The sequence below is a fragment of the Enterobacter sp. MGH 33 genome, from assembly GCF_000534535.1.
In the GTDB taxonomy this organism is placed as follows: domain Bacteria; phylum Pseudomonadota; class Gammaproteobacteria; order Enterobacterales; family Enterobacteriaceae; genus Enterobacter; species Enterobacter hormaechei_C.
Window position 1 is genome coordinate 4,338,073 of sequence record NZ_KI973212.1, and the last position, 25,514, is coordinate 4,363,586.

At 53.5% G+C, this 25,514-nt stretch carries 27 protein-coding genes, 1 tRNA gene and 1 pseudogene; 15 read left to right on the forward strand and 14 right to left on the reverse strand.

Features of this window, described 5'->3' with window-relative positions; genetic code table 11:
• The 7 genes from L379_RS03890 to ureG are packed head-to-tail and all read left to right on the forward strand — an operon-like array spanning window position 1 to window position 4,648.
• The gene (locus tag L379_RS03890) at window positions 1–303 is read left to right on the forward strand and encodes an urease subunit gamma (protein WP_003862556.1); all 303 of its coding nucleotides are present in this window, start codon (window positions 1–3) and stop codon (window positions 301–303) included.
• 10 nt (window positions 304–313) lie between these two features.
• Window positions 314–628 carry an urease subunit beta gene (locus L379_RS03885; protein ID WP_015571906.1) on the forward strand — a complete coding sequence of 105 codons (315 nt, stop codon included), beginning with the start codon at window positions 314–316 and terminating at the stop codon, window positions 626–628.
• On the forward strand, window positions 621–2,324 hold the full coding sequence (gene ureC / locus L379_RS03880) for an urease subunit alpha (protein WP_032655078.1): 1,704 nt from the start codon (window positions 621–623) through the stop codon (window positions 2,322–2,324). The genes L379_RS03885 and ureC overlap by 8 nt, the downstream gene beginning before the upstream one ends.
• 9 nt (window positions 2,325–2,333) lie before the next feature.
• Window positions 2,334–2,798 (forward strand): urease accessory protein UreE, encoded by a 465-nt coding sequence (ureE, locus tag L379_RS03875; RefSeq protein WP_017384028.1) that lies wholly within the window; start codon window positions 2,334–2,336, stop codon window positions 2,796–2,798.
• A gap of 9 nt (window positions 2,799–2,807) precedes the next feature.
• Window positions 2,808–3,347 carry a HupE/UreJ family protein gene (locus L379_RS03870; RefSeq protein ID WP_015571909.1) on the forward strand — a complete coding sequence of 180 codons (540 nt, stop codon included), beginning with the start codon at window positions 2,808–2,810 and terminating at the stop codon, window positions 3,345–3,347.
• Window positions 3,347–4,021 (forward strand): urease accessory protein UreF, encoded by a 675-nt coding sequence (locus tag L379_RS03865; RefSeq protein WP_032655081.1) that lies wholly within the window; start codon window positions 3,347–3,349, stop codon window positions 4,019–4,021. Before L379_RS03870 ends, L379_RS03865 begins: the two co-directional genes overlap by 1 nt.
• 9 nt (window positions 4,022–4,030) lie before the next feature.
• Window positions 4,031–4,648, forward strand: coding sequence for an urease accessory protein UreG (ureG, locus tag L379_RS03860; RefSeq protein ID WP_014071813.1), 618 nt, complete (start codon window positions 4,031–4,033; stop codon window positions 4,646–4,648).
• 43 nt (window positions 4,649–4,691) lie between these two features.
• On the opposite strand, the gene tsaD is transcribed toward ureG, so the two are convergent.
• Window positions 4,692–5,705 (reverse strand): tRNA (adenosine(37)-N6)-threonylcarbamoyltransferase complex transferase subunit TsaD, encoded by a 1,014-nt coding sequence (gene tsaD / locus L379_RS03855; RefSeq protein ID WP_015571911.1) that lies wholly within the window; start codon window positions 5,703–5,705, stop codon window positions 4,692–4,694.
• A 236-nt stretch (window positions 5,706–5,941) separates the two neighbouring features.
• Between tsaD and rpsU the strand changes: the two genes are divergently transcribed.
• The 3 genes from rpsU (at window position 5,942) to rpoD (ending at window position 10,015) form a co-directional block, all read left to right on the forward strand.
• Complete coding sequence (gene rpsU, locus L379_RS03850) at window positions 5,942–6,157, forward strand: 30S ribosomal protein S21 (protein WP_001144069.1); 216 nt, start codon at window positions 5,942–5,944, stop codon at window positions 6,155–6,157.
• Between the two features lie 115 nt (window positions 6,158–6,272).
• Window positions 6,273–8,018, forward strand: coding sequence for a DNA primase (gene dnaG, locus L379_RS03845; protein WP_003862574.1), 1,746 nt, complete (start codon window positions 6,273–6,275; stop codon window positions 8,016–8,018).
• A 152-nt stretch (window positions 8,019–8,170) separates the two neighbouring features.
• The gene (gene rpoD / locus L379_RS03840) at window positions 8,171–10,015 is read left to right on the forward strand and encodes an RNA polymerase sigma factor RpoD (RefSeq protein WP_015571912.1); all 1,845 of its coding nucleotides are present in this window, start codon (window positions 8,171–8,173) and stop codon (window positions 10,013–10,015) included.
• Window positions 10,016–10,117: 102 nt separating this feature from the next.
• Here rpoD and mug read toward each other — a convergent pair whose 3' ends face one another.
• Window positions 10,118–10,624: a G/U mismatch-specific DNA glycosylase gene (gene mug / locus L379_RS03835; RefSeq protein WP_017384024.1), complete on the reverse strand. Its 507-nt coding sequence runs from the start codon at window positions 10,622–10,624 to the stop codon at window positions 10,118–10,120.
• Between the two features lie 124 nt (window positions 10,625–10,748).
• Between mug and L379_RS03830 the strand changes: the two genes are divergently transcribed.
• Window positions 10,749–10,824: transfer RNA gene (locus L379_RS03830), tRNA-Ile, on the forward strand.
• A 161-nt stretch (window positions 10,825–10,985) separates the two neighbouring features.
• Here the strand turns inward: L379_RS03830 and L379_RS03825 are convergent.
• The 10 genes and pseudogenes from L379_RS03825 to L379_RS25295 form a co-directional block, all read right to left on the reverse strand.
• Window positions 10,986–11,327: a TA system toxin CbtA family protein gene (locus L379_RS03825; RefSeq protein WP_032655083.1), complete on the reverse strand. Its 342-nt coding sequence runs from the start codon at window positions 11,325–11,327 to the stop codon at window positions 10,986–10,988.
• A gap of 20 nt (window positions 11,328–11,347) precedes the next feature.
• Entirely contained in the window at window positions 11,348–11,665 is a 318-nt protein-coding gene (locus L379_RS03820; protein WP_001548170.1) for a type IV toxin-antitoxin system YeeU family antitoxin, read from the reverse strand.
• A 19-nt stretch (window positions 11,666–11,684) separates the two neighbouring features.
• Window positions 11,685–11,906: a DUF987 domain-containing protein gene (locus L379_RS03815; RefSeq protein ID WP_032655087.1), complete on the reverse strand. Its 222-nt coding sequence runs from the start codon at window positions 11,904–11,906 to the stop codon at window positions 11,685–11,687.
• A gap of 8 nt (window positions 11,907–11,914) precedes the next feature.
• The gene (gene radC, locus L379_RS03810) at window positions 11,915–12,391 is read right to left on the reverse strand and encodes a RadC family protein (protein WP_032655090.1); all 477 of its coding nucleotides are present in this window, start codon (window positions 12,389–12,391) and stop codon (window positions 11,915–11,917) included.
• Between the two features lie 15 nt (window positions 12,392–12,406).
• A complete protein-coding gene (locus tag L379_RS03805; RefSeq protein WP_032655093.1) occupies window positions 12,407–12,865 on the reverse strand; it encodes an antirestriction protein in 459 nt (152 codons plus the stop codon).
• A gap of 101 nt (window positions 12,866–12,966) precedes the next feature.
• Entirely contained in the window at window positions 12,967–13,206 is a 240-nt protein-coding gene (locus L379_RS03800; RefSeq protein WP_001115184.1) for a DUF905 domain-containing protein, read from the reverse strand.
• 90 nt (window positions 13,207–13,296) lie between these two features.
• Window positions 13,297–15,072 (reverse strand): annotated as a pseudogene (locus L379_RS03795) (autotransporter domain-containing protein); the annotation flags it as partial.
• A gap of 298 nt (window positions 15,073–15,370) precedes the next feature.
• Window positions 15,371–16,198: a DUF932 domain-containing protein gene (locus tag L379_RS03790; protein WP_000197390.1), complete on the reverse strand. Its 828-nt coding sequence runs from the start codon at window positions 16,196–16,198 to the stop codon at window positions 15,371–15,373.
• 91 nt (window positions 16,199–16,289) lie between these two features.
• On the reverse strand, window positions 16,290–17,153 hold the full coding sequence (locus tag L379_RS03785; protein WP_032655099.1) for a GTPase family protein: 864 nt from the start codon (window positions 17,151–17,153) through the stop codon (window positions 16,290–16,292).
• Between the two features lie 188 nt (window positions 17,154–17,341).
• Window positions 17,342–17,758: a hypothetical protein gene (locus L379_RS25295; RefSeq protein WP_255360357.1), complete on the reverse strand. Its 417-nt coding sequence runs from the start codon at window positions 17,756–17,758 to the stop codon at window positions 17,342–17,344.
• A 37-nt stretch (window positions 17,759–17,795) separates the two neighbouring features.
• Between L379_RS25295 and L379_RS0124315 the strand changes: the two genes are divergently transcribed.
• Window positions 17,796–18,943, forward strand: a protein-coding gene (locus L379_RS0124315) for an IS3 family transposase (RefSeq protein WP_085949497.1) whose coding sequence is annotated in 2 segments (ribosomal slippage) — window positions 17,796–18,033 and window positions 18,033–18,943 — 1,149 coding nt in all. Because the reading frame shifts where the segments join, the coding sequence is not laid out codon by codon here.
• Between the two features lie 15 nt (window positions 18,944–18,958).
• Here the strand turns inward: L379_RS0124315 and L379_RS25305 are convergent.
• Window positions 18,959–19,408, reverse strand: a complete 450-nt coding sequence (locus L379_RS25305; protein WP_255360358.1) for a UvrD-helicase domain-containing protein — start codon at window positions 19,406–19,408, stop codon at window positions 18,959–18,961.
• On the reverse strand, window positions 19,405–21,720 hold the full coding sequence (locus L379_RS03775; protein ID WP_032655102.1) for an ATP-dependent nuclease: 2,316 nt from the start codon (window positions 21,718–21,720) through the stop codon (window positions 19,405–19,407). The genes L379_RS25305 and L379_RS03775 overlap by 4 nt, the downstream gene beginning before the upstream one ends.
• 292 nt (window positions 21,721–22,012) lie before the next feature.
• Between L379_RS03775 and L379_RS03770 the strand changes: the two genes are divergently transcribed.
• Genes L379_RS03770 through L379_RS24605 form a run of 3 tightly spaced genes read left to right on the forward strand, consistent with a single transcriptional unit; the run spans window position 22,013 to window position 25,470 of the window.
• Window positions 22,013–22,585, forward strand: coding sequence for a restriction endonuclease subunit S domain-containing protein (locus L379_RS03770; RefSeq protein ID WP_032655105.1), 573 nt, complete (start codon window positions 22,013–22,015; stop codon window positions 22,583–22,585).
• A gap of 48 nt (window positions 22,586–22,633) precedes the next feature.
• Entirely contained in the window at window positions 22,634–24,241 is a 1,608-nt protein-coding gene (locus tag L379_RS03765) for a type I restriction-modification system subunit M (protein WP_032655110.1), read from the forward strand.
• The gene (locus tag L379_RS24605) at window positions 24,241–25,470 is read left to right on the forward strand and encodes a restriction endonuclease subunit S (RefSeq protein ID WP_050597048.1); all 1,230 of its coding nucleotides are present in this window, start codon (window positions 24,241–24,243) and stop codon (window positions 25,468–25,470) included. The genes L379_RS03765 and L379_RS24605 overlap by 1 nt, the downstream gene beginning before the upstream one ends.
• The last annotated feature ends 44 nt before the right edge of the window (window positions 25,471–25,514 follow it).

The window sequence follows — 25,514 nt, forward strand, 5'->3', positions numbered from 1 at the left end:
ATGGAACTGACTCCCAGAGAAAAAGACAAGCTGTTGCTGTTCACCGCCGCGCTGGTTGCCGAACGCCGCCTCGCGCGCGGGGTAAAGCTCAACTACCCGGAATCGGTCGCGCTGATCAGCGCCTTTATTATGGAAGGCGCGCGCGATGGCGAAACCGTCGCCTCGCTGATGGAAGCCGGCCGCCACGTCCTGACGCGCGATCAGGTGATGGAAGGCGTGCCGGAGATGATCCCGGATATCCAGGTGGAAGCCACCTTTCCGGACGGATCCAAGCTCGTCACCGTCCACAACCCGATCGTGTAAGGAGCGCGTGATGATCCCAGGCGAATACCGGATCCAGTCCGGAAACATTGCTCTCAACGTCGGGCGCGAAACCCGAAGTGTGATCGTGGAAAACCACGGTGACAGGCCGATCCAGGTCGGATCGCACTACCACTTTTACGAGGTCAACCCGGCGCTGAAGTTCGATCGCGAAGCCACCCGAGGTTACCGGCTGAACATCCCGGCCGGCACTGCCGTGCGCTTCGAGCCCGGCCAGAAGCGGGAAGTGACGCTGGTGCAGGTGACGGGCGCACAGCGCATTTTCGGCTTTCGCGGCGAGGTCATGGGCGAGGTGAAACATGGCTGAGATTTCACGCCAGGCGTATGCCGATATGTTCGGCCCCACTACCGGGGATAAAGTGCGGCTGGCCGACAGCGAGCTGTGGATCGAAGTGGAAGACGATCTCACGATCTACGGCGAAGAGGTTAAATTCGGCGGCGGAAAAGTGATCCGCGACGGTATGGGACAGGGGCAGATGACCGCCGACGACTGCGTGGATCTGGTGCTCACCAACGCGCTAATCGTCGATCACTGGGGGATCGTGAAAGCGGATATCGGCGTAAAAGATGGGCGGATCTTCGCCATCGGCAAAGCCGGAAACCCGGACATTCAGCCCGGCGTGACGATCCCGATTGGCGCGGCAACGGAGGTGATCGCCGCCGAAGGGAGGATTGTCACCGCCGGCGGGATCGACACCCACATCCACTGGATCTGTCCGCAGCAGGCGGAAGAGGCGCTGGTGTCTGGCGTCACCACCATGATCGGCGGCGGCACCGGGCCTGCGGCAGGCACAAACGCCACCACCTGCACACCGGGGCCGTGGTATATCGCCCGCATGTTGCAGGCAGCCGATACGCTACCGGTGAATATTGGCCTGCTGGGTAAAGGGAACGGCTCCAACCCGGACGCGCTGCGCGAGCAGATCGCGGCAGGTGCCATCGGGCTTAAGATCCACGAAGACTGGGGCGCGACGCCTGCGGCCATCAACTGTTCGCTGGAGGTCGCTGAAGAGATGGATATTCAGGTGGCGCTGCACAGCGACACGCTGAACGAGTCCGGTTTTGTCGAAGACACGCTGGCCGCCATCGCCGGGCGCACCATCCACACCTTCCACACCGAAGGGGCGGGCGGCGGCCATGCGCCGGATATCATCACCGCCTGCGCGCACCCGAATATTCTGCCCTCCTCCACCAACCCGACGCTGCCCTACACGGTCAACACCATCGACGAGCACCTGGACATGCTGATGGTTTGCCATCACCTCGACCCGGATATCGCCGAGGACGTGGCGTTTGCCGAATCCCGCATTCGCCGGGAGACCATCGCCGCCGAAGACGTGCTGCACGATATCGGCGCGTTCTCGCTCACCTCGTCAGATTCACAGGCAATGGGCCGCGTGGGGGAAGTGATTATCCGCACCTGGCAGGTGGCGCACCGCATGAAGGTGCAGCGCGGCGCACTGCCGGAAGAGACCGGCGATAACGATAACTTCCGCGTGAAGCGCTATGTCGCCAAATACACCATCAACCCGGCGCTGACCCACGGCATCGCCCATGAGGTCGGTTCTATTGAGGCGGGCAAGCTGGCGGATCTGGTGGTCTGGTCCCCCGCCTTCTTTGGCGTCAAACCCGCCACCATCGTCAAAGGCGGGATGATCGCCTGCGCGCCGATGGGCGACATCAACGCCTCGATCCCCACGCCGCAGCCGGTACATTACCGCCCGATGTTTGGTGCCCTTGGTGCCGCACGCCACGCCACGCGGCTGACGTTTGTCTCTCAGGCTGCTGATGCCAGCGGCATTCCGCAACGGCTCGGACTGCAAAGCGCCACCGCGGTGGTGAGAGGCTGCCGGTCGGTGAAAAAGGCCGACATGATCCACAACGATTTACAGCCGAATATCACCGTTGACGCGCAAACCTATGAAGTACGCGTCGACGACGAATTGATCACCAGCGAACCGGCAGAGGTTTTGCCGATGGCGCAACGCTATTTTCTGTTTTGAGGAGTCATGATGATCTATTTAACCCAACGCCTGGACCATGCGCATCCGATTACCGCCAGCGTCACGCTACCGATTGATGTGCGGGTAAAAAGCCGCGCCCGCGTGGCGCTGAACGACGGCCGCGAAGCCGGGCTAATGCTGCCGCGCGGCCTGCTGCTGCGCGGGGGCGACCTGCTGACTACCGACGATGGCAGCGAGGTGATCGAAGTGATCGCCGCCCCGGAGTCGGTTTCCGTGGTGCGCTGCGCCGACCCGTTCCTGCTCGCCCGCGCCTGTTATCACCTGGGCAATCGTCACGTACCGCTGCAAATAATGCCTGGCGAACTGCGCTACCACCACGACCACGTCCTCGACGATATGCTGCGTCAGTTCGGGCTGGAGGTGACCTTCGCCAGCCTGCCATTTGAACCGGAAGCGGGCGCTTACACCAGCGATGCCCACAGCCATAGCCACTCTCACGCTCATTCACATTAAGGACTCATCATGCGCAAGTACTTACCGCTGTTACTGCTGGCTTTTTCCGTTCCGGCGCTTGCCCATCCCGGCCACGGGACCGACAGCTTCCAGGCAGGATTTCTCCATCCGCTGACCGGGCTGGATCACCTGCTGATGCTGACGGGGGCTGGCGTGCTCTCCGCCCTGAGCGGCCGCAAGCTGCTGTTGCCGTTAGCGACGCTCGGCATGATGCTTGCTGGTGCCGTTGCGGGCAGCCTGCTCGGCGGCTTTAGCGGCATGGAGATGCTGATTATCGCCTCGCTGGCGGTCTGCGGCGTGATGATGTTTAAGACTGAAAATCGCCTGCTGCTGGCGGTGCCAGCCCTGGCGATGTTCCACGGCTGGGCGCACGGCGTGGAGATGTCCGGCCACAGCTTCTGGCTCTTCACCAGCGGGTTTATGTTAGCCAGCGCCACGGTGCTGTGTGCCAGCTTCGCGGCAGGGCTGCTGCTGCGCCGTCACGACGGCCTGCGTAAAACCTTCGGCGGCGGGCTGATCGTCTCCGCCCTGCTGGCGCTGATGAGCTGATGGAGCACGCCCGCCAGCGGCTGCGCCTGATGCAGCTCTCCAGCAGTAGCCTGCCGGTCGGATCGTTTACCTGGTCGCAGGGGCTGGAGTGGGCCGTTGAGGCCGGGTGGGTCACGGACGCTGAGGCCTTCAGGCGCTGGCAGATCCAGCAGATGGAGCAGAGCTTTTTCTGTGTCGACCTGCCGCTGTTTATCCGCCTGTATCGTGCCTGCGAGAAGCAGGACGTCGCGACAGCAAAACGCTGGACGGCATACCTGCTCGCCTGTCGGGAAACGCGCGAGCTGCGCGATGAAGAACGCAACCGTGGGGCGGCCTTTACGCGCCTGATTAAAAGCTGGGAACCTGACTGCCCGCCAGAATGGCTACCGCTGTTTATACAAAGCCAGCTCGGCGGCATGGCGTGGCTCGGCGTGCGCTGGGGCATTAGCGCGCGCGAGCTGGCGCTGAGCCTCGGCTACAGCTGGATTGAGAGCGCGGTGATGGCGGGCGTCAAGCTGGTGCCGTTTGGGCAGCAGGCAGCACAACAGCTGATTATCGACCTGAGCGACCATTTTGCCGCCGGGTTTGAACAGGCATTTTTACGTGGCGACGACGCGCTGGGGGCCGCTACGCCGCTGTCGGCCATCGCCTCCGCGCGCCATGAAACCCAATATTCACGACTATTCCGTTCCTGAGGAGTCAACATGGCTGATTACAAACATCCCCTGCGCGTGGGCGTGGGCGGCCCGGTAGGGTCGGGCAAAACCGCTCTGCTGGAAGCGCTCTGCAAGGCGATGCGCGACACCTATCATCTTGCGGTGGTGACCAACGATATCTATACCAAAGAGGATCAGCGCATCCTGACCGAGGCGGGTGCGCTGGAGCCAGAGCGCATCGTGGGCGTGGAAACGGGCGGCTGCCCGCATACCGCCATCCGCGAAGATGCCTCAATGAACCTGGCGGCGGTGGAAGCGTTGAGCGAGAAGTTCGGCAATCTGGATCTGATCTTCGTGGAAAGCGGCGGGGATAACCTGAGCGCGACCTTCAGCCCGGAGCTGGCGGACCTCACCATCTACGTCATCGACGTGGCCGAAGGGGAAAAAATCCCGCGCAAGGGCGGGCCGGGGATCACCAAATCCGATTTTCTGGTGATCAACAAAACCGACCTCGCGCCGTACGTCGGTGCGTCGCTGGAGGTAATGGAGCGCGACACTAATCGCATGCGCGGCGAGCGTCCGTGGACGTTTACCAACCTGAAAGCGGGTGACGGGCTGGCGACGATTATTGCGTTTCTGGAAGAGAAAGGAATGTTGCGGGTGTAGAGCCATGATCCCCTCTCCCTGTGGGAGAGGGTTAGGGTGAGGGTTACGCCTCAGGCAGTTCCGCCAGCGGCCAGCGCGGACGCACAGACACGCTCAGGTCAGCCGTTGCGCCGGCGTTCAGACGCACCATCCCGGCGTAGGCGATCATCGCCCCGTTATCGGTGCAAAATTCAGGACGCGCGTAGAACACTTCCCCGCGACGCTTTTGCATCATTTCGGCAAGCTTCGCGCGCAGCGTGCGGTTAGCGCTGACGCCACCGGCCATCACCAGACGCTTAAAGCCGGTCTGATCCAGCGCGCGCTTGCACTTGATCATCAGCGTATCCACCACCGCGTCTTCGAACGCACGGGCGATATCGGCACGGGTCTGCTCACTGTCGTCATTATTGCGGATAGTATTGGCCGCGAAAGTTTTCAGGCCAGAGAAGCTGAAATCCAGCCCCGGACGGTCGGTCATCGGCCGCGGGAAGACAAAGCGCCCTTCCGTTCCCTGCGACGCCATTTTCGACAGCATCGGGCCACCCGGGTAATCCAGCCCCAGCAGCTTGGCGGTTTTATCGAAGGCTTCACCGGCAGCATCGTCGATCGACTCGCCCAGCAGCGCGTACTTGCCAATGCCCGTTACGCTAATCAGCTGGGTATGCCCACCCGAAACCAGCAGCGCCACAAACGGGAACTCTGGCGGATTGTCTTCCAGCATCGGCGCCAGAAGGTGCCCTTCCATATGGTGAACCGGAATGGCCGGAACATCCCACGCGAAGGCCAGCGAACGCCCTACCGTTGCGCCGACCAGCAGCGCGCCGACCAGGCCCGGCCCTGCGGTATAGGCCACGGCATCAATATCTTTTGCACTCAACCCGGCCTCTTTAAGCGCCGCCTGAATCAGGGGAACCGTTTTACGCACGTGGTCACGAGAGGCCAGTTCAGGCACGACGCCGCCGTAGTCAGCGTGCAATTTCACCTGACTATACAGCTGGTTGGCCAGAAGCCCTTTTTCGTCGTCGTAAATCGCGATGCCGGTTTCATCGCAGGATGTTTCAATACCCAGTACACGCATGACTTGTTTTACCTCGTTTCAATACCGCGCAGTGTAGAGCCTGGGCGGATTGTTGTAAAACTTTGTTCGCCCCAGGAAGAAGCCTCGTGTATACTCCTCACCCTTATTAAAGTCCCTTTCAAAATCGCATCGGTGCTTTACAAAGCAGCAGCATTTGCAGTAAAATTCCGCACCATTTTGAAATAAGCTGGCGTTGATGCCAGCGGCAAACCGAATTTATTAAAGGTGAGAGTTACATGCCGGTAATTAAAGTACGTGAAAACGAGCCGTTCGACGTAGCACTGCGTCGCTTCAAACGTTCATGCGAGAAAGCAGGTGTTCTGGCTGAAGTTCGTCGTCGTGAGTTTTATGAAAAACCAACGACCGAACGTAAGCGCGCTAAAGCTTCCGCTGTGAAACGTCACGCGAAGAAACTGGCTCGCGAAAACGCACGCCGTACTCGTCTGTACTAATCTGTTGAGGGCCACAGCCCTCAATTGACAGACAGAGTTGTAGTCGTAAGGCCGTGCTTCCGGAAGGAATGCGCGGCTTGTTTTCGTTTATAAGTCGCTTAAATTTTTGGGGCATATGGCCGGAAGAATCCCACGCGTTTTCATCAATGACCTGCTTGCCAGAACCGACATCGTCGATCTCATCGACGCGCGGGTGAAGCTAAAAAAGCAGGGCAAGAACTACCATGCGTGCTGTCCGTTCCATAACGAAAAAACCCCCTCTTTCACCGTAAACGGTGAAAAACAGTTCTACCATTGCTTCGGCTGTGGCGCACACGGTAATGCCGTCGATTTTTTGATGAACTACGACAAGCTCGAGTTCGTTGAAACCGTCGAAGAGCTGGCGGCGATGCATAACCTTGAAGTGCCGTATGAAGCAGGCAGTGGGCCAAGTCAGATCGAGCGCCATCAGCGGCAAACGCTGTACCAACTGATGGATGGCCTGAATTCGTTTTACCAACAGTCTCTTAAGCACTCTGCGGCTGAGCCTGCGCGTCAGTATCTGAACAAGCGCGGACTGAGTGACGATGTGATTGCGCGTTTCGCTATTGGTTACGCCCCGCCCGGCTGGGACAACGTGTTAAAGCGTTTTGGCGGCAATAGCGAAGATCGTAAATCCCTCATCGACGCAGGCATGCTGGTCACCAACGACCAGGGACGAAGCTACGACCGCTTCCGTGAACGGGTGATGTTCCCGATCCGCGACAAGCGTGGCCGGGTGATAGGTTTTGGTGGTCGCGTGCTGGGTGATGCCCTGCCGAAATACCTTAACTCCCCGGAAACCGATATTTTCCATAAGGGCCGCCAGCTTTACGGTCTTTATGAGGCACAGCAGGATAATGCGGAACCTCCGCGTCTTCTGGTCGTCGAAGGCTATATGGATGTTGTTGCGCTGGCGCAGTACGACATTAATTATGCCGTTGCGTCGCTGGGAACGTCCACCACGGCGGACCATATCCAGCTGCTGTTCCGCGTCACCAACAACGTGATTTGCTGTTACGACGGTGACCGCGCAGGACGCGACGCCGCCTGGCGAGCGCTGGAAACCGCGTTGCCGTATATGACCGACGGGCGTCAGCTACGCTTTATGTTCCTGCCCGACGGTGAAGACCCGGATACGCTGGTGCGTAAAGAGGGCAAAGCGGCGTTTGAAGCGCGGATGGAGCAGGCTCAGCCGCTCTCCACGTTTCTGTTTAACAGCCTGATGCCGCAGGTTGATTTGAGTACCCCTGACGGGCGCGCGCAGCTCAGCACGCTGGCGCTGCCGTTAATCAGCCAGGTGCCCGGCGAAACGCTGCGCATCTATCTGCGTCAGGAGTTAGGCAATAAGCTCGGCATTCTGGATGACAGCCAGCTTGAACGTTTAATGCCGAAACAGGCTGAAAACGGTACGGTTCGCCCCGCGCCTCAGCTAAAACGCACAACCATGCGTATACTGATAGGGTTGCTGGTGCAAAACCCCGAACTTGCTCCGCAAGTGCCGTCGCTGGCGGGTTTGAACCACGAAAAATTGCCCGGGCTTGGCTTATTTTCAGAATTGGTCAACACTTGTTTGTCTCAGCCAGGTCTGACCACCGGACAACTTTTAGAGCATTATCGCGGCACAAAAGAGGCCGCTACCCTTGAAAAACTGTCGATGTGGGACGATATAGCAGATAAGGATATCGCAGAAAAAACGTTCACCGACTCGCTCAACCATATGTTTGATTCGATGCTTGAGTTGCGCCAGGAAGAGTTGATAGCTCGCGAGCGCACCCATGGCCTGAGCAGCGAAGAACGCCGGGAGCTCTGGATGATTAACCAGGAACTGGCGAAGAAATAAAAAATTTAACGGCTTAAGTGCCGAATATCGATCGGGAAGCCCCCGGCAGCCGCACTGAGAGGCAGCGGCAAAAATATAAGTACGCCCTCGCTTTAAAGGTTGGCAGCCCATCGCCGACACCAATCAAACGAATTAAGTGTGGATACCGTCTTATGGAGCAAAACCCGCAGTCACAGCTGAAACTTCTTGTCCAACGCGGTAAGGAGCAAGGCTATCTGACCTATGCCGAGGTCAATGACCATCTGCCGGAAGATATCGTCGATTCAGATCAGATCGAAGATATCATCCAAATGATCAATGACATGGGCATTCAGGTGATGGAAGAAGCACCGGATGCCGATGATCTGTTGCTGGCTGAAACCTCCAACAACACTGACGAAGATGCGGAAGAAGCTGCTGCACAGGTCCTGTCCAGCGTGGAATCTGAAATCGGGCGTACCACTGACCCGGTCCGCATGTACATGCGCGAAATGGGTACCGTTGAACTGTTGACCCGCGAAGGCGAAATTGACATCGCAAAACGCATCGAAGACGGGATCAACCAGGTTCAGTGCTCTGTTGCCGAATACCCGGAAGCGATTACCTATCTGCTGGAGCAGTACGATCGCGTCGAAGCGGAAGAAGCGCGTCTGTCCGATCTGATCACTGGCTTTGTCGACCCGAACGCTGAAGAAGATATGGCGCCAACCGCCACTCACGTCGGTTCTGAGCTGTCTCAGGAAGAGATGGATGACGATGAAGACGAAGATGAAGAAGAAGAGGACGACAGCAGCGACGATGACAACAGCATCGACCCTGAACTGGCGCGTGAGAAGTTTGCCGAGCTGCGTACCCAGTACGAAGTGACGCGTGACACCATCAAAGCGAAAGGCCGCAGCCATGCCGCCGCTCAGGAAGAGATCCTGAAGCTGTCTGAAGTGTTCAAACAGTTCCGCCTGGTGCCAAAACAGTTCGACTACCTGGTGAACAGCATGCGCGTGATGATGGATCGCGTACGTACCCAGGAACGTATCATCATGAAGCTGTGCGTTGAACAGTGCAAAATGCCGAAGAAGAACTTCATTACCCTCTTCACCGGCAATGAAACCAGCGAAACCTGGTTCAACGCCGCTATCGCGATGAACAAGCCGTGGTCTGAAAAGCTGCACGACGTGAAAGAAGACGTACAGCGCGGCCTGCAAAAACTGCATCAGATTGAAGAAGAGACCGGCCTGACCATCGAGCAGGTGAAAGACATCAACCGTCGTATGTCCATCGGTGAAGCGAAAGCCCGCCGTGCGAAGAAAGAGATGGTTGAAGCGAACTTACGTCTGGTTATCTCTATCGCCAAGAAATACACCAACCGTGGCCTGCAATTCCTGGATCTGATTCAGGAAGGCAACATCGGTCTGATGAAAGCGGTAGATAAGTTTGAATACCGTCGTGGTTACAAGTTCTCCACCTATGCTACCTGGTGGATCCGTCAGGCGATCACCCGCTCTATCGCAGACCAGGCGCGCACCATCCGTATTCCGGTGCATATGATTGAGACCATCAACAAACTCAACCGTATCTCTCGCCAGATGTTGCAGGAGATGGGCCGCGAGCCGACGCCGGAAGAGCTGGCTGAACGCATGCTGATGCCGGAAGACAAGATCCGTAAAGTGCTGAAAATCGCTAAAGAGCCAATCTCCATGGAAACGCCAATCGGTGATGATGAAGATTCGCATCTGGGTGATTTCATCGAGGATACCACCCTCGAGCTGCCGCTGGACTCTGCCACCACCGAGAGCCTGCGTGCTGCCACGCACGACGTGCTGGCTGGCCTGACCGCCCGTGAAGCCAAAGTGCTGCGTATGCGTTTCGGTATCGACATGAACACCGACCACACGCTGGAAGAAGTGGGTAAACAGTTTGACGTTACCCGCGAACGTATCCGTCAGATCGAAGCGAAGGCGCTACGTAAGCTGCGCCATCCGAGCCGCTCTGAAGTGCTGCGTAGCTTCCTGGACGATTAATCGGTCCTGAAATGAAAAAGCTCCCAATCGGGAGCTTTTTTTTTGTTTATTCCCTCTCCCTGTGGGAGAGGGTCAGGATGAGGGCATCAAGCCGCAGAGGAGCTAAAGCCCCCTCACCACCAGCGCCTCATCCAGTTCCCGATACGCCTCCACCAGCTTGTCCAGCGTCGCCCTGTTCAGCCCGCTCGGGTTTGGCAGCACCCACACCTGCGTTACGCCAATGGTAATGTTCTGCTTACCCCAGCTGGCGCCGCGCTGGCTGAACGCCTGCTCGTAGGCCTGCTTGCCGAGGATCGCCAGCGCCGCGGGCTGATAGTCTTCAATTTTCGCGATCAGCTCACGCCCGCCAGCGCGCAGCTCATGCAGATTCACTTCGCTCGCCTGTACCGTGGGTCGCTCGACCAGCATGGTGATGCCACAGCGCGTATCCAGCAGCTGCTGCTCTTCTTCCGGCTTAAGCTGTTTGTCGGTAAAACCGGCCTGGTGGATCACCTTCCAGAAGCGATTTCCCGGATGAGCAAAGTGAAAACCGGTGTGCGCCGATGACTTACCCGGATTGATACCGCAGAACACCACCCGCAGGCCAGGGGCCAGAATATCGTTGATCATCTCTACTCCTGTCTATGCATCTTAGGATAAGTATAAAGGATTGATTATGCGTTGTTTATAAAAACAGCAGGCAGGTGTGAATGGCTGGATTGCTGAGGGGAGTTACTTTATAATTCACCGCCACGGCCCCTTAGCTCAGTGGTTAGAGCAGGCGACTCATAATCGCTTGGTCGTTGGTTCAAACCCAACAGGGGCCACCAGATAAAACAAGGAGTTAGATGAGAAATCGTCTAACTCCTTTTTCTTTGGATGCAATTTGGGTCAGGTAATGGGTCAGGTAAGGAATTGCTACCCTGCCCTCTTCATCTCGCTGCCAGCATCCCCGGATAGTGATGAAAGCCAGTAGCACTGCCTGTAATATTCACCGTACCAAATTTTTACGGCTTTGCCGCAACAAGCCAGTTGCCTGCCGTGCTCGCAGAATGTCTACAGCCCGGAGATAAGGGGATTGTTCCTGCCAGTTAAATCCCTTCCTGTCGATACGCACCAGTTCGTATTTTTCCACCAGAAAATTCACGGCATCAGCCAGCGTGATTCCGGCATCGATATGTTCCTGTATAACACGTTCCTCACTGAACGGTGTGTCGTTGAGGGTGAGACCATAGTGCTGTTTCAGCAGGCGGGTCAGTAGCATTTGCCAGACAGCCACGGGTGACAGGCAGGGCTTCGCCGCCCGCTGAGTTGTTGCAGGTAAAGTTTTCATGTTTACTCTCGTGAAGGTAATTAACTCTGAGTGGGGTAAATGGCGATGTATACGTAGCCGCAACTGCCAAGAGTATCGGCTTCGCAGGTGAAACCGTTGTGGTACAGGGTGACGCAGTGGGCGTGTTGGGGACTGAGTTCACCGGTGGTTAGCATCGACTCCATATGGCGGATAAAGTGCGGGCATGTTTCATCCAGCTTCCGGCATTCGGTGTCACTGAACCTGCCGGTGATGCTGGCCCTGTCAGCCAGATAGTGCAGTCGGTTACCCTCCTGCACCAGACGGGCTCCCAGGCGCGGCGTGATAGCCCGCTGCAGGCCCCAGTTGATGTGGGTCATGGCGGCTCTCCTTTTATTGTCAGTTCAGGGTGATGCACATCAGGCAGGTATAGGGCCCATTGCGGTCCTGGCGGCGTTCGGCGTATACCGCGAGGACTCCGGCGATATCCGGAACGTACCTGCCGGTGTAATGACAGACGCTACCGTGCCACTGGTATTTGCCGGTGCAGTAGCGAAAGATTCGGGACTCAGGATGCTGGCGGTATATCGTCATTGCCCTGCGTTTACTGATAATTTTCATGTAATACCTCAAAGCAGACCGTGTTCTGCGAACGAATAGATTTGCCTGCCGCCGACAATCAGGTGGTCAGGAACGCGGATATCCACCAGCTGAAGTGCCTGCACCAGTCGCTGCGTGAGGGCTTTGTCGGCCTGGCTGGGAGCTGTCTCGCCGGAAGGATGGTTATGCGCCAATATCACCGCAGCCGCGTTGAAGTGCAGAGCACGTTTGACCACTTCCCGGGGATGGACTTCAGTGCGGTTAATCGTGCCGGTAAAGAGCGTTTCATGGGCGATAAGCTGGTTCTGGTTGTCCAAGTACAACACCCGGAACTCTTCCCGCTCAAGTGCGGCCATATGCAGTCGCAGCCATTCACGGACAGCATGTGAGGAGGTGAAGGCCACCCCGGGCTCATGCAAGTGCCGGTCCAGAGCCCTGAGCGCCCGCTGAATGAGACGCCGGTCCTGTGGCGTCATCTCGCCGGGTAAAAAGGAAAGCTGTTTCATCTGTTGCTCCTTCGGTCAGTCGATAATACGCAGAATGGCGTGGGCCTCTGGATGCTGCAGGGCGTAGTCCCGCAGGCGGTAATAGTGTTCAGTCATGGCATCGCATTGGGTGCGACAGGCGTGATGGCTGTATTCAATCAGGCAGACAGCGACACCTGCGGCTTCTGCACTCATTTGGGCATCGTTGCCGTTCAGGCAATTAAACAGACGCCATGTCTCATCATTGTCAGACTCGGGAGCCATAAACGCCCCGCCATTGCTGAGGGTGTAAAAGGACCAGATACCACCGCTGTAGGTCGAACAGAAGCGGTCCATCCAGGCAAAAATATGCGGTTCCAGGGTTGTCCACTGCGGGATAGTGCCAAAGTGTTGCGGCCAGAAATCGATACGCTGTTCGTCGGGTACCTGCGTGACGGTCAGTTCAAATTCTGATTGGTTAGCGGGTGCGAGGTCGTACTGCGTCTGTGTTGTCATGGGCATGTCTCCGTTAATAAAAAACGCCAGCGGCGATGGCTGGCAAATGGGGGAATAAAGCGTGTTCGGGGAGGTGAAATGTGCGGGTAAATGCTTCGCGGTCAGCGGGTGGAGGTGCCTGTACGGATGCCGGAGGTGCGGATGTAGCGGTTAAGACTTTCAGCGGCATCGGGTTCAAAGTTCCATGCCCGCCAGACCATCCGGCCTTCAGTGTCACGAACCACAAGGCGGAAGTGACTGCCTTGGTCGTCTTCGAGGGTGATATTGCTGTACGTGGTAGTGACCGCTTGCGCATGTCTTCGGGTGAAGGGTCCCGGTGGCAGTAAGTGAGATTCAGGCATATGCCTCCTTAAATGCAAAAAGCCCCTGTTGCCAGAGCAACAGGGGCTGTGAGGACTACTGATGCCACTCTGGTTAGAGTGGCAGGATTATCAGAAGGTGACTTTCAGTGTGGCCTGACCGTTGTAACCGTCAACGCTGTTACCGCTGACGCTGCGGGTATAACCGCCCTGCACGCCCAGTGTGACATTCTGCCGTACTCGTGCGTCAATACCCGCCTGCAGGTCAAGCGACGTGCCTTTCTGAGACGGGGTGAAGCTGACATTGCTGCCTGCAGTCGCCGTGCCCATGCTCATATCGCCATCGGAACTGAACGTGCGGATGACCGACGGACGTACCCACCAGTTCACCGGAAGCTCACTTGCGCTGCGCTTCATGCTGTCAGCAAACCCTGTGACCGCAGAGGTACCCTGACCGAAGTCCATTTCAGACGAACTGCCAAAACGGATACCGGCGCGGACATGCTGCGCACTGCCGTCACCAAAGTTCACGTAACCGCCGTTGTCATGCCCATCATCCAGAGACAGTCCTTGCCAGACGTACTGCAGTTGTGGCTCCAGCACCAATCCCTGACTGATGTTAAACGGTAGACCGGTTTCCACAGAGGCCAGCCAGCCAGTGCCGTCAGTATCAAAACGGTTATCCGAAGAGTTGGCTTTCAGGCTGTGACGGGAGCCTTGTGCCACGATATCTGCCCACAATCCACTGGCATCATGAACTGCTGTCAGATAGCCGCCGATGCTGTACACCGTGTCACGCACGCTGCCTGCCGCAGAGCGATCGTCGTTTTTCACATCCACCGACGATTGGCCTACTGCGCCATACAGACCAGTGGTTAGGGAAAGTGTACCGGTATCATGCTTGAACAAGTCACCACCAAGCTGCATAAAACCGTAGCTGCCGCTGCTTTCCGGGGTGTCGCCCTGTGCAATGCCGCCGTTACCATCACGCCCGGTATGCCCGCCCTGAATACGTCCCCAGATCCCTTGGTCGTTCACGGCGCTGCTGCGCTGACTGTATGTTCCCGCCAATGCACGGTCGTAATCCATACTCTGCGCAAACAAAGAGGCGTACAGCGCCACTTCGGCACGGTAACCCGCTTCACTGGTGAGGTACCAGTTTTCATCGGCACTGCCGTGGCTCAGGGTGTAGTTGTACGCCCCGGCCTGCAATTTGCGGCCCAGCGCAAAGGCTCCGGCTTCAGTGGTGGCTCCGTTAATCGCATCCACCACTTTGATGCCGTTGCCGGTTGTTGCTAGGCCCAGCCCTGCATCACCGGTATGGGTGAAGTTCAGCCAAGTTTTGCCGGTTGCCTGTCCGCCGTCAATGACCAGCATATCGGTCGGGAAGGCCGGGTCATCAAGACGAATCGACATGTTGATGGTGCCGTTACGGCCCGTCAGATTGGTGACCGTCAGTGTTTCCGGGACAAATTGACTACCGGTGGCTGGAGTAAAACTGATGGTTCCGGCGTTATCGAGGTTATCGAGCACCGATTTCACTGCCGCCCCACGCTGAATATTCCAGCTGGCAGCGCTGTCGAGGGTGACGTCAGTCGGGTCAATCGCGCCGTTCATCACCGAGTTGCCAGTCAGGCGCACTTGGGTACCAGACTGTGCGATGATATCGCTGTTGATGATCGCATTGTTCAGCGCCAGCGTTCCCTGATTCAGGGTTACCTGTGACTGAGACAACGTGCCATTGCTGACCGTCAGGGTACCGTTACCCTCTTTGAGTAATTGCCCGTCACCACTTACCGAACCGCTGATGGCTGCGTTACCGTTGCTGAAGTGCAGTTGTCCGCTATTGGTGGCACTCCCTGTCAGCGATGCACCGTCGCCAAATGTGGTGGTATCCAGCGTTTCACCCGCTACGAGGCGGCTGATAATCAACGACAGCCTGACCGCCAGTCTGTCGTAGCGACGCTCTGTCGGTGGCATGATGGTTCCTCCGTGCAGGTTAACCGGTTGAAAGACATGAGATTCTAAAGGAGGGGGTTGTCAGGATATGTCTGTTGGAGCCGCTATTTTGAGGGAGGCCTGAAGCCTGAATCTGTCAGGCCTGCGCCATTTTTCGGTGAAATACTCGGCAAAAATTCCCACCAAAAATGACAGGGAGTGTCATTTATTAACACCGCCGTAACGTTATCTGATGCAAAGTGTGAACTCACGCAGGCCGAAAACCACTGAGCATCGCTTCCGCCATCACCCACAGTGCCCGGTTAAGCTTCACATCACCGTCTATGCCCCGCACGGCACGGGTATGCGTGCGCCCGCCTTTTGCGCTACGACCACTGAGCCCGCCCTTAATCAGGTTCTCCTGAATACGCTGGTACGTGGTCCACAGGTCGTTACTCTCATCCTGCCAGCGGCGCGGGGAGAGCACCTGTGACGGCGCAACCGGCTGGTGGTCCTCCCCGAACCGGTACGTCAGTGCAGCCTGTGCCAGTGCCTGTTGCGCAGGAGGCTGCAACAGCAACGACTGCATCGCATCCCGCTTCTCCTCCACACGGTCAAAAATGCCCAGTACCTCATACGCGCCTTCAATTACCTGACTCACCACGTCCCCCTTGTGCGGCACCCGCACCTCGCCAAACGACTCACCACAGACGAGCCCGTTCTGACAAACTGCGCGAAATAGTCCCGGCAACATCTGGTACGAACTGGTGCCATCATGTGAATTCAGCAAAATGATTTCCGGCACCTGCTTACCGGTAATCTGCCCCTCCCGACGAAGGCGCAGCATATGCTTTGTATGTTCACGACGACCCGGGTCACGCACGCGGGTCTGACAGGCAAAGAATGGCTGGAAGCCTTCTCGCTGTAGGCTGTCGAGCAGGGAGATGGTGGGTATATAGGTATAACGCTCACTGCGGGATTCATGTTTGTCCTCGCTGAACACACTGGGCACCACGCGAAACAGCTCCTCACGGGTTAACGGGCGGTCGCGACGGATAAGGTTTGCTGCGCCAAAGCGCGAAGCCAGACGGGTCATAAGCAGACTCCTCATAATGGGAAAACAAATAAAAGAAATCCCCGTCGCATCGGCGACAGGGTTAGGGAAATAACAGGGATGGTTTAAATACTCAGAAGAAGAAATCCCAGACGGCACGGGCCACTGACACCACGGTGGTGCGCACGGCCTGAATGACGGCCCGCACCGGGGCGGGTATCAGGGGAAAGGCACTGATGCTATCGAGTACAGCACCGACGGTTTCACCAAAATCGCTACGCGCCTGTTCCCGGACTACCGTCGTGCGAAAGGAAGGCTGGAGTTGCGACACCACCGGGCTGGTGGCCTCACGTGGCAGGCACTTAATCATTCGCTCGGCCATCACCCGCAGTCCCCACTGAAGACGGACCGACACGGCACACACTGGATGTACGGGCTGGAACAGCTCATGCAGCAGACAGATTTTACGGCTGATATTCTGCTTCTGCTCTTTGGACAATGGCCCCCCACCGCTGGTGGGCTCGACCTTATCCGACTGGCTGATAACAAACAGCACCTTATGCCGGTATGCCTCCCCAATCACCTGATGATAAAAGTGCTCATCCACCGCCAGCGCTCGGTCATCAGCCTTAATCAGCCACAGTACCAGGTCGAGCCGGGGGAGTTGTTCGCGGTACAGTGCGGCGTATTCCGCATCCCTGCGTTCACTTTCACCGACACCCGGCAAATCAACCAACGTCATAAAACGCTCGCCCAGTTGCAGCCGAAAACGCAGCGGATTACGGGTGCAGGCCGCTACGTCGCTGACCGGTGAGACTTCTCCGGCGAATAAGGCATTGCACAGCGACGATTTTCCGGCACCGGTTTTGCCCATAATGCCGATCACTGGTTCGTAGTTTGTTAGTTGATGAATTTTTTGCATGACTCGTTCTGATACCCATTCTGGTAAGCCTGTGAGTGAGCTCTGCAACGAATACATACCTTCCTGATTTCTCATGACATCTCCTGGGATAATGAAAACAAAAACGGCGAACCTTTATGGATTCGCCGTAATGATGTTGCGTTCAGGAAAATGATATATGTCTGAAAAATCTTAGAATGCAGGTGTCTTATTAACAAAGTTAGTGCTGAAACCGACCATGAGCGTAGTACTTTTCGTCAATTACTGTCCGTATAAAATTTATGCTAATCCAGATCGTGCGCTCCTAAAATTACCGACGCTGGGAATAAATTTTGCCCAACGATTGCCGATTGAGCTACGGCAACATCGGGAACAAAGATGACAACAGCCAAGTCTTTCAGTGCACGAGAGCAACATACATAAAAAAGGCGACGAGTGCGGTCGAGTACTGACTCTTTACCCTCTTCAAGATTGGCTAGATCATTGTCGGACAGGGGAATGTACTGAAAATATTTCCCATACGAATATTGGCTGAAGCGAGCCTCTTCATCATCAATAACAACCAATACACGCTCGAACTGTGCACCTTTTACACCATGGTGAGTGGCAAAAGGTGATTCCTCTGAAAGGTAGCGTCGGTACGCCCAAAGTTCATGGGCATCACATCTTAGATAGTGAATCGCCACGCGTTTAACAGACACCTCAGAGTCATTTAAGATGACTTAAAGAGAGGTGCCCATGAGCGGTAAGCGTTATCCTGAAGAGTTTAAAACTGAAGCAGTCAAACAGGTTGTTGATCGCGGTTATTCTGTTGCCAGCGTTGCAACACGTCTCGATATCACCACCCACAGCCTTTATGCCTGGATAAAGAAGTACGGTCCGGATTCTTCCACTAATAAAGAACAGTCAGATGCTCAGGCCGAGATCCGCCGTCTCCAGAAAGAGCTGAAACGGGTTACCGACGAACGGGACATATTAAAAAAAGCCGCGGCGTACTTCGCAAAGCTGTCCGACTGAGGTACGCCTTTATCCGTGACAACTCCTGTTGCTGGCCTGTTCGCCTGCTCTGTCGGGTGCTGGATGTTCATCCCAGTGGTTTTTACGCCTGGCTTCAGCAGCCGCATTCACAACGCCATCAGGCAGACCTGAGACTGACAGGACAGATTAAACAGTTCTGGCTGGAATCGGGATGCGTCTATGGTTATCGCAAAATCCATCTGGATCTGCGTGACAGCGGGCAACAGTGCGGAGTAAACAGAGTCTGGAGACTGATGAAACGTGTCGGAATAAAGGCTCAGGTCGGATACCGAAGCCCGCGGGCACGTAAAGGCGAGGCCAGTATCGTGTCACCCAACAGGCTCCAGCGACAGTTCAATCCGGATGCTCCTGATGAGCGTTGGGTAACGGACATAACCTACATCAGGACCCACGAAGGCTGGCTGTATCTTGCCGTTGTTGTTGATCTGTTCTCACGCAAAATTATCGGCTGGTCCATGCAATCCCGGATGACAAAGGACATTGTCCTGAACGCACTGCTGATGGCTGTATGGCGGCGTAATCCCGAAAAACAGGTGCTGGTTCATTCGGATCAGGGCAGTCAGTACACAAGCCATGAGTGGCAGTCGTTCCTGAAATCACACGGCCTGGAGGGTAGCATGAGCCGTCGCGGTAACTGCCATGATAATGCGGTTGCAGAAAGTTTTTTCCAGTTGTTGAAACGTGAACGGATAAAGAAAAAGATCTACGGAACGCGGGAAGAAGCCCGCAGTGATATTTTTGATTACATCGAAATGTTTTATAACAGTAAGCGTCGGCATGGTTCTAGCGAACAGATGTCACCGACAGAATATGAAAACCAGTATTATCAACGGCTCGGAAGTGTCTAGATTATCCGTGGCGATTCATTGAGCAGAGAGATAGGCAATTTCATCTTCAAGACGAGATTTTGTTTTAGCTTGTGTTCTGGGCTTATCATAATGGGCTTGCTTTTCAGCTATTTTTTCATGTATTCGCGCTACGACCCACTTTGCGATATCTAAATGAAAAGGGCGGATGACCGACCAAAGAAAGCTATGAATGGTTGAAATATGAAATAACTGTGAGTTACCAACGTCAGCGGCAATCTCACCAACAGCTACTTCTGTATACGTTATACAGGATATTTTTTGCCCGGCACGACGTAAAGCAGAACCACGGGTATCAGCCAAATGTGCTAGGGCTTTAATGAGAGATGTTGTTTTACCTGAACCAGCACCAGCCACCATGACAAATGAACGTGGTGGCGAGCTATCCAGACAAGTACGAACATCAATATCTGCCTGTGTATCAGGGCTACCAATGCGACTGGTCATGCAACCCTCCCACCATCTGTTTCAGCCAGAGCGACGGACATATCCTCAACATCCTCTTCCTGACCTTCTGCAACTTCTAGTTCCGGCGGGGCTATTTCAGCTTCGAGCCATTTTAATCCTTCAGCAATGTATGTTGGGACAGACCATTCATCCGGTTTTTTAAGAAGTAAATTCAGAGCAAAATCAGTTTTACTGAAGCTTTTTGATTGCACGCGTTTGTGAATGCGCTGGGCCAGTTGTAGTAGGTCCATACTTACAGCTCTGGCAATGCGTAGCTTGAGTGGCTTACAGCTCACATCCTGACACCAGGACAGATTTTCAAGTGCAAAAGCCTCCTCTAAAGTACGACCAGCAAGCGCCAGTGTTTCCTCTTTCCATGTAACATCTGTCTGGCACTGGTAAGCAACACGAACCAAAGCGTCACACTCAGCTGTGCGGCTTTGTATTTTCATTTCCTCAGTTGCTTCCCATAAAGCGGCAACGGTGTCACATTTCGGTAACCACTGCCGAAGTGTTTGATTAGAGGTCATAGCTCCAGGATGACTGGCAATACAAGCCTTTCCTGGTGTTTCTGTGTTGGCCTGTTCTTCCTCCTCATCATCAGGTTCCTCGCCATCATCATTTGCAGCCGGATTTTCTGCAAGAGCATCTAACTCATCTGCTCGAGCTTCTGTTGCATCTTGTACCGGAGGGGTACAGTACACACTATCCAGATCAGTAATAATGAGTGTAGTAAGCCCAAGATATTCAATTAGTTTTTGGAATCGATAGCCAAAAGCACCGCCAATCTCAAGGACTGTTAGGTAAGAGGATTTTAATCTAGGTGCGGCGGTAGCAATCATTTGCGGGAGCAGTAGCCGCTCAACATTGCCTTCTACAAGTACAGCCCCGTCGGCAAAAAACAAGTCACAATGGGTCAGCTTCAAGTAACGCTCAAGAAAGTCTCGAATTTCAGGATCAGTATTATCATAAAAAACAGAGAGATTGAGCACATCTGTTGCTGACATATTTGATGAACGCTTCCGCCGAAAGTAACGGATCGGCCGAAAACCACGTTCGTAAAGAATATGAGTTGAATGAGAAGTCACCACCACTTGAGTGGTGTAGTGCATAAGCTCCTGACTCTCCATGGCAAGAAGGTCCATTATCTTGCGTATAAAAGCTTGCTGTAACTGTGCGTGGAGATGAGCTTCCGGCTCTTCAATAAAAATCAGGTGAACCGGTGGTCGATTCTCTTCTATTGCTAACCATTGGTTGTGGATGTCGAGTAATTCAACAACCATAAAGATCAGATTCTTAAATCCAAGCCCGTTATAACTATCGGGTAGTGTTGGTGGGGTAGGATTACCGTCATCCTCCCCCAGCGCGTAATGTATTACGGCCCCATTTTGGTTGTTCATGATCTGCGCCGGGTCTAAGGCCGAACGAATCATCATGCGTGGGTTTGAAAGTCCAGGGTATCCGAGTTTCGCCAGACTTTTCAGCGTAGGTGCAAAAACACGTTCAAGATGCTGATTGAAAGCTGATTCAGACGCAGCTAAAGCAATTAATGCTTCGTAATCTTCACCTTTTTGTTCAAGATTTCGTCCGTAAAAACGGCTGAGAACACGAGAAAGATCTTCCGAACGGGAACCTCCGGAACCATCTGAAAGATGACGCTGAGCATTCAAAAAGTTGATTTGGATAAGGCTGTTCAGTATTTCGCGACCACTTCGATCACGCCCTGTGAGCGGAGTAGGCTCATAGCCTTCCTCGGATATCATTTCCGCATTGAAACGTGCGGGATCAAGAACAAAATAGCGGAGTTCATATTCGTCATTGAGTCTATCGCGAAGATATTCCCAAAGATTACGAGGTGAAGGATCGTATTTGGGAGTTCCATTTTCATCTTTAGGTGTGGCATCGATAGCAAGCTGACGTACTGCGAGGAAACGCGAACGGATTTCTTCAGGATTGATGGGGGAAAAAGCAACGCGCATTCCAACCAGAGAACCTGACCACGATAGGCTGGGGAGAAGATCGACTACACGATGAACATCATTCGGTGTTACTTCAAACCAAATATCAAGTTCCAGTGAAGGTAGCGACGCAGCATCCGCCCCTTCTCCAAATGTGACAATGTCAGTCCAACATTCAGCATTGAAGTCATGAATATTGAATCGGCTTTTACCGGTGAATAGTTGAAGTGCATGACCGACAGAAGTCTTACCACTGTTATTCGCCCCTACGAAAATTGAAATGTCTGACGCAAGATCGATAACAACATCGTGCAGCCTTCTGAAATTACGGACTGCCAGCTTTCTCAAATGCATTCTCATTATCCTTTAATGAAAGACTGCCTTGCCAATAAAAATCATTAATTTCAATAACATTTACATTTGACATCAGCAAGCCATTTAGGGTTCTCATGCTTTAAAACTTGAAGTTATGAATGATTTTTTTAGTGTTCAACCTGATATCTGAGCACTATATAACGCTATTCTTACCAGAAAAAATTTGATCACGAGCACGTGTAATAAATTTAAATTACTTGATTTAATCTATTCGACATGAGTATGCTACACCGCACAAAGCATATGTAATTTATCTTTATTCGGAGTTTGAATGCTGCTCAACTACAAGGAAATAGCTACGTTTACGGCAGGCTCGCACATCAGCCGTATCCAGCAAAGTGCAGATGGGCTCGCATTTCGTTTCTATGCAACCGAGCAGTTTCTGGTAGATGACTGGCAGTCAGGTCTTGTGTCCGCGGAGAAAGAGCAGTGGGTTAAAACACATCAGGATGTTGTGATTACGCAGAAAGGAGATGTTGTCATCAGCCTGAACCATGGCAAGGCTGTTCGTGTGAGTACCAAAAATGCCGGGCGTATCTTAGGTAATAACTACGTCAAAGTGGATGTGGATGCCAGCCAGATTGATGCAACGTGGTTTCTCTGGCATTTCAATGAAAGCCTGGAGGGAAGACGCCAACGGATTCAGGGCACCCAGGGTTCTACCGTCGTGCAGCGTATCGCGGTTAATGAACTGAAAAATTTTACCGTTACCCTCCCGTCACTCGCACAGCAAAAAGCGATGGGGGGGCTCTATCTGGCGACGCGAGAAAAACGCTTTTATCAGCAGCGGATTGCCACCCTGAGTGAAAAACAGATCCTGAGCCTGCTCAGTGGTATGATTTGACTTATTACGTCCCCCCTTTCGTGACGAAGAAAAACAACAGGAACAACTATGTCTCCCCAGATTGAAGCGCAAAATTTAAGTGAACTGCAAGGCCGCCTGTGGAATATTGCCGATACCCTGCGCGGTAAGATGAATGCCGATGAATTCCGCGACTACTGCTTAGGCTTTATCTTCTATAAATACCTGTCGGAAAAATTTGTCGCGTATGCAAACAAAATCCTCGTAGAAGATGGTATTCAGTACAATGAACTGACTGTGGAACATCCAGCGTATCAGGACATCGTTGATGCGGTAAAAGAGGACAGTATCCAGACCTTAGGCTATTTCTTGCCACCAACGGATTTGTTCCACACTATGGCAGAACGCGTGGCTAAAGACCCCAAAGGCACTGGTACTGGCTTTATTCTGGAAGACCTCGCCACTACCCTACGCAGCATTGAACAGAGCACTCTGGGCACCGACTCCGCGGATGACTTCAGCAACCTCTTTGAAGATCTCGATTTAGGTTCAAGCAAGCTTGGCAACACTGCGAAAGCTAAAAATGAGCTGATCGGCAAAGTCGTCACTGAACTCGACAAACTGAGCTTTAACCTGAGCGAAGCGAGTTCCGACATTCTGGGGGATGCTTATGAGTATCTGATCGGCCAATTCGCTTCAGGCGCAGGTAAGAAAGCCGGGGAGTTCTATACCCCGCAGCCGGTTTCCACTCTGCTGGCTAAAATCGTCACCACTCACAAGCTGAAGCTGAAAAACGTATATGACCCAACCTGTGGCTCTGGCTCATTATTATTGCGCGTGAAACGCGAAGCCTCGTCGGTGGGTAAAATCTACGGCCAGGAAATGAACCGTACCACCTACAACCTGGCGCGTATGAACATGATCCTGCACGGGGTTCACTATGCAGATTTTGAAATCATTCAGGAAGATACGCTGGAGCACCCGCAGCATACGCATCTGAAGTTTGACGCCATCGTCGCCAACCCACCGTTCTCCGCCAAGTGGAGCGCCAGCGCGCTGTTTATGAACGATGACCGCTTTGCACAGTACGGCAAACTGGCACCGTCGAGCAAAGCAGACATGGCGTTTGTACAGCATATGTTCCATCACCTGGAAGATGACGGCACCATGGCGGTGGTATTGCCTCACGGCGTGCTGTTCCGAGGAGCCGCCGAAGGCCATATCCGTCAGTTTATGATTGAGAAGCTGAACTGTATCGATGCGGTGATCGGCCTGCCTGCCAATATCTTCTATGGCACCAGCATTCCGACCTGCGTGCTGGTGTTGCGCAAGTGCCGCAAGCACAACGACAGTATTCTGTTTATCGATGCCAGCAATGACTTTGAAAAGGTGAAAACTCAGAACCGCCTGCTGCCGGAGCATATCGACAAAATCGCCGATACCTACAACGACTGGCAAGCACTCGAGAAATACAGTCATATTGCAACCCTGGAAGAGATCCGTAACAACGATTACAACCTCAATATCCCGCGCTATGTCGATACTTTTGAAGCGGAAGAAGAGATTGATCTCAACGCCGTAGCGCAGGAAATCCGCGATCTTGAGGGGAAAGTGGCAGAGATTGATAAGACCATTGCCGGGTTCTGTAAGGAGCTGGGGATTGAAGCACCGTTTACAGTGGTGGAGGACGTTAAGTGATGGTGCCGAAATTAAGATTTACGGGGTTCAACGAACCATGGAGTGAGACTTCGCTAGGTAAAATATCTTCATTTATTACCAGTGGTTCTCGTGATTGGGCACAGTACTATTCTGACTGCGGTGATAAATTTATTCGCATGACAAATCTCGTAAGAGATGGAATTACATTGAACTTGTCAGATTTAAAATTTGTCCGCTTGCCTGAAAATTCGAATGAAGGTAAACGAACAGCCTTACAGCATCATGATATTTTGATTTCTATTACCGCGGAACTGGGTAAACTGGGATGGGTTCCAGATGATTTGGGAACTGCGTATATTAATCAACATACTGCTTTAGTTAGACCTAATTTATCTATAGCCTCATCCAAGTTCATCGCAAATCTTTTATCCACGAAAAAATACAACAATATCTTAAATCAGCAGAATGATGCTGGTGCTAAGTCTGGACTCAATTTAAGTACAATTAAAAACTTTGGATTTTACGCACCTAATAAAATAGAACAAGCCAAAATCGCCGATTTTTTGTCCTCTGTTGACGAAAAAATCTCATTACTGAACAAGCAGTACGACCTGCTGTGCCAGTACAAAAAAGGCATGATGCATAAGATTTTTAGTCAGGAAGTGCGGTTTAAGGATGAATACGGTGAGGAGTTTCCAGAATGGGAAGAGTCTTTATTATCTGAAAGGATAAAAGTGCAGGGAGGGTTTGCATTTAAAAGCCAACTTTTTAGTGAGATGGCTAGTACAAAGGTGCTCCGTATTGGTGATATTTCGGAAGAAATTGATCTATCAGCATTCTCAGGGGTATTTTCTACTGAGACTCCAGCGATTCGCTACCAGGTTAATAAAGGTGATTTTGTGATGGCCTTGTCTGGGGCAACATTTGGGAAAATGGGTTTAATTAAATGCGAGAGTGCTTTTTTAAATCAACGCGTCGCGACATTTAGGCTATTGGATAACACTACCGATATATTAAGCTTCTATTATTACTATATGTCAACAATGGAATTTATTAATTATATAAAATCTATACCAACTGCAAGTGCTCAACCGAACATATCAAATAAAGATATTGAACTGTATTTGTCTTTTATACCGACCAAAAAAGAGCAAACCAAAATCGCCAACTTCCTCTCTGCCCTTGACAATAAAATCGCCGTCAAAAAAGCAGAACTGGACAAGTTAAAAACCTGGAAGCAAGGCCTGCTCCAGCAAATGTTTGTATAAAAATCTCCCGGCTCGACCAACTCCGGGCCAGCAAAATAATAAAA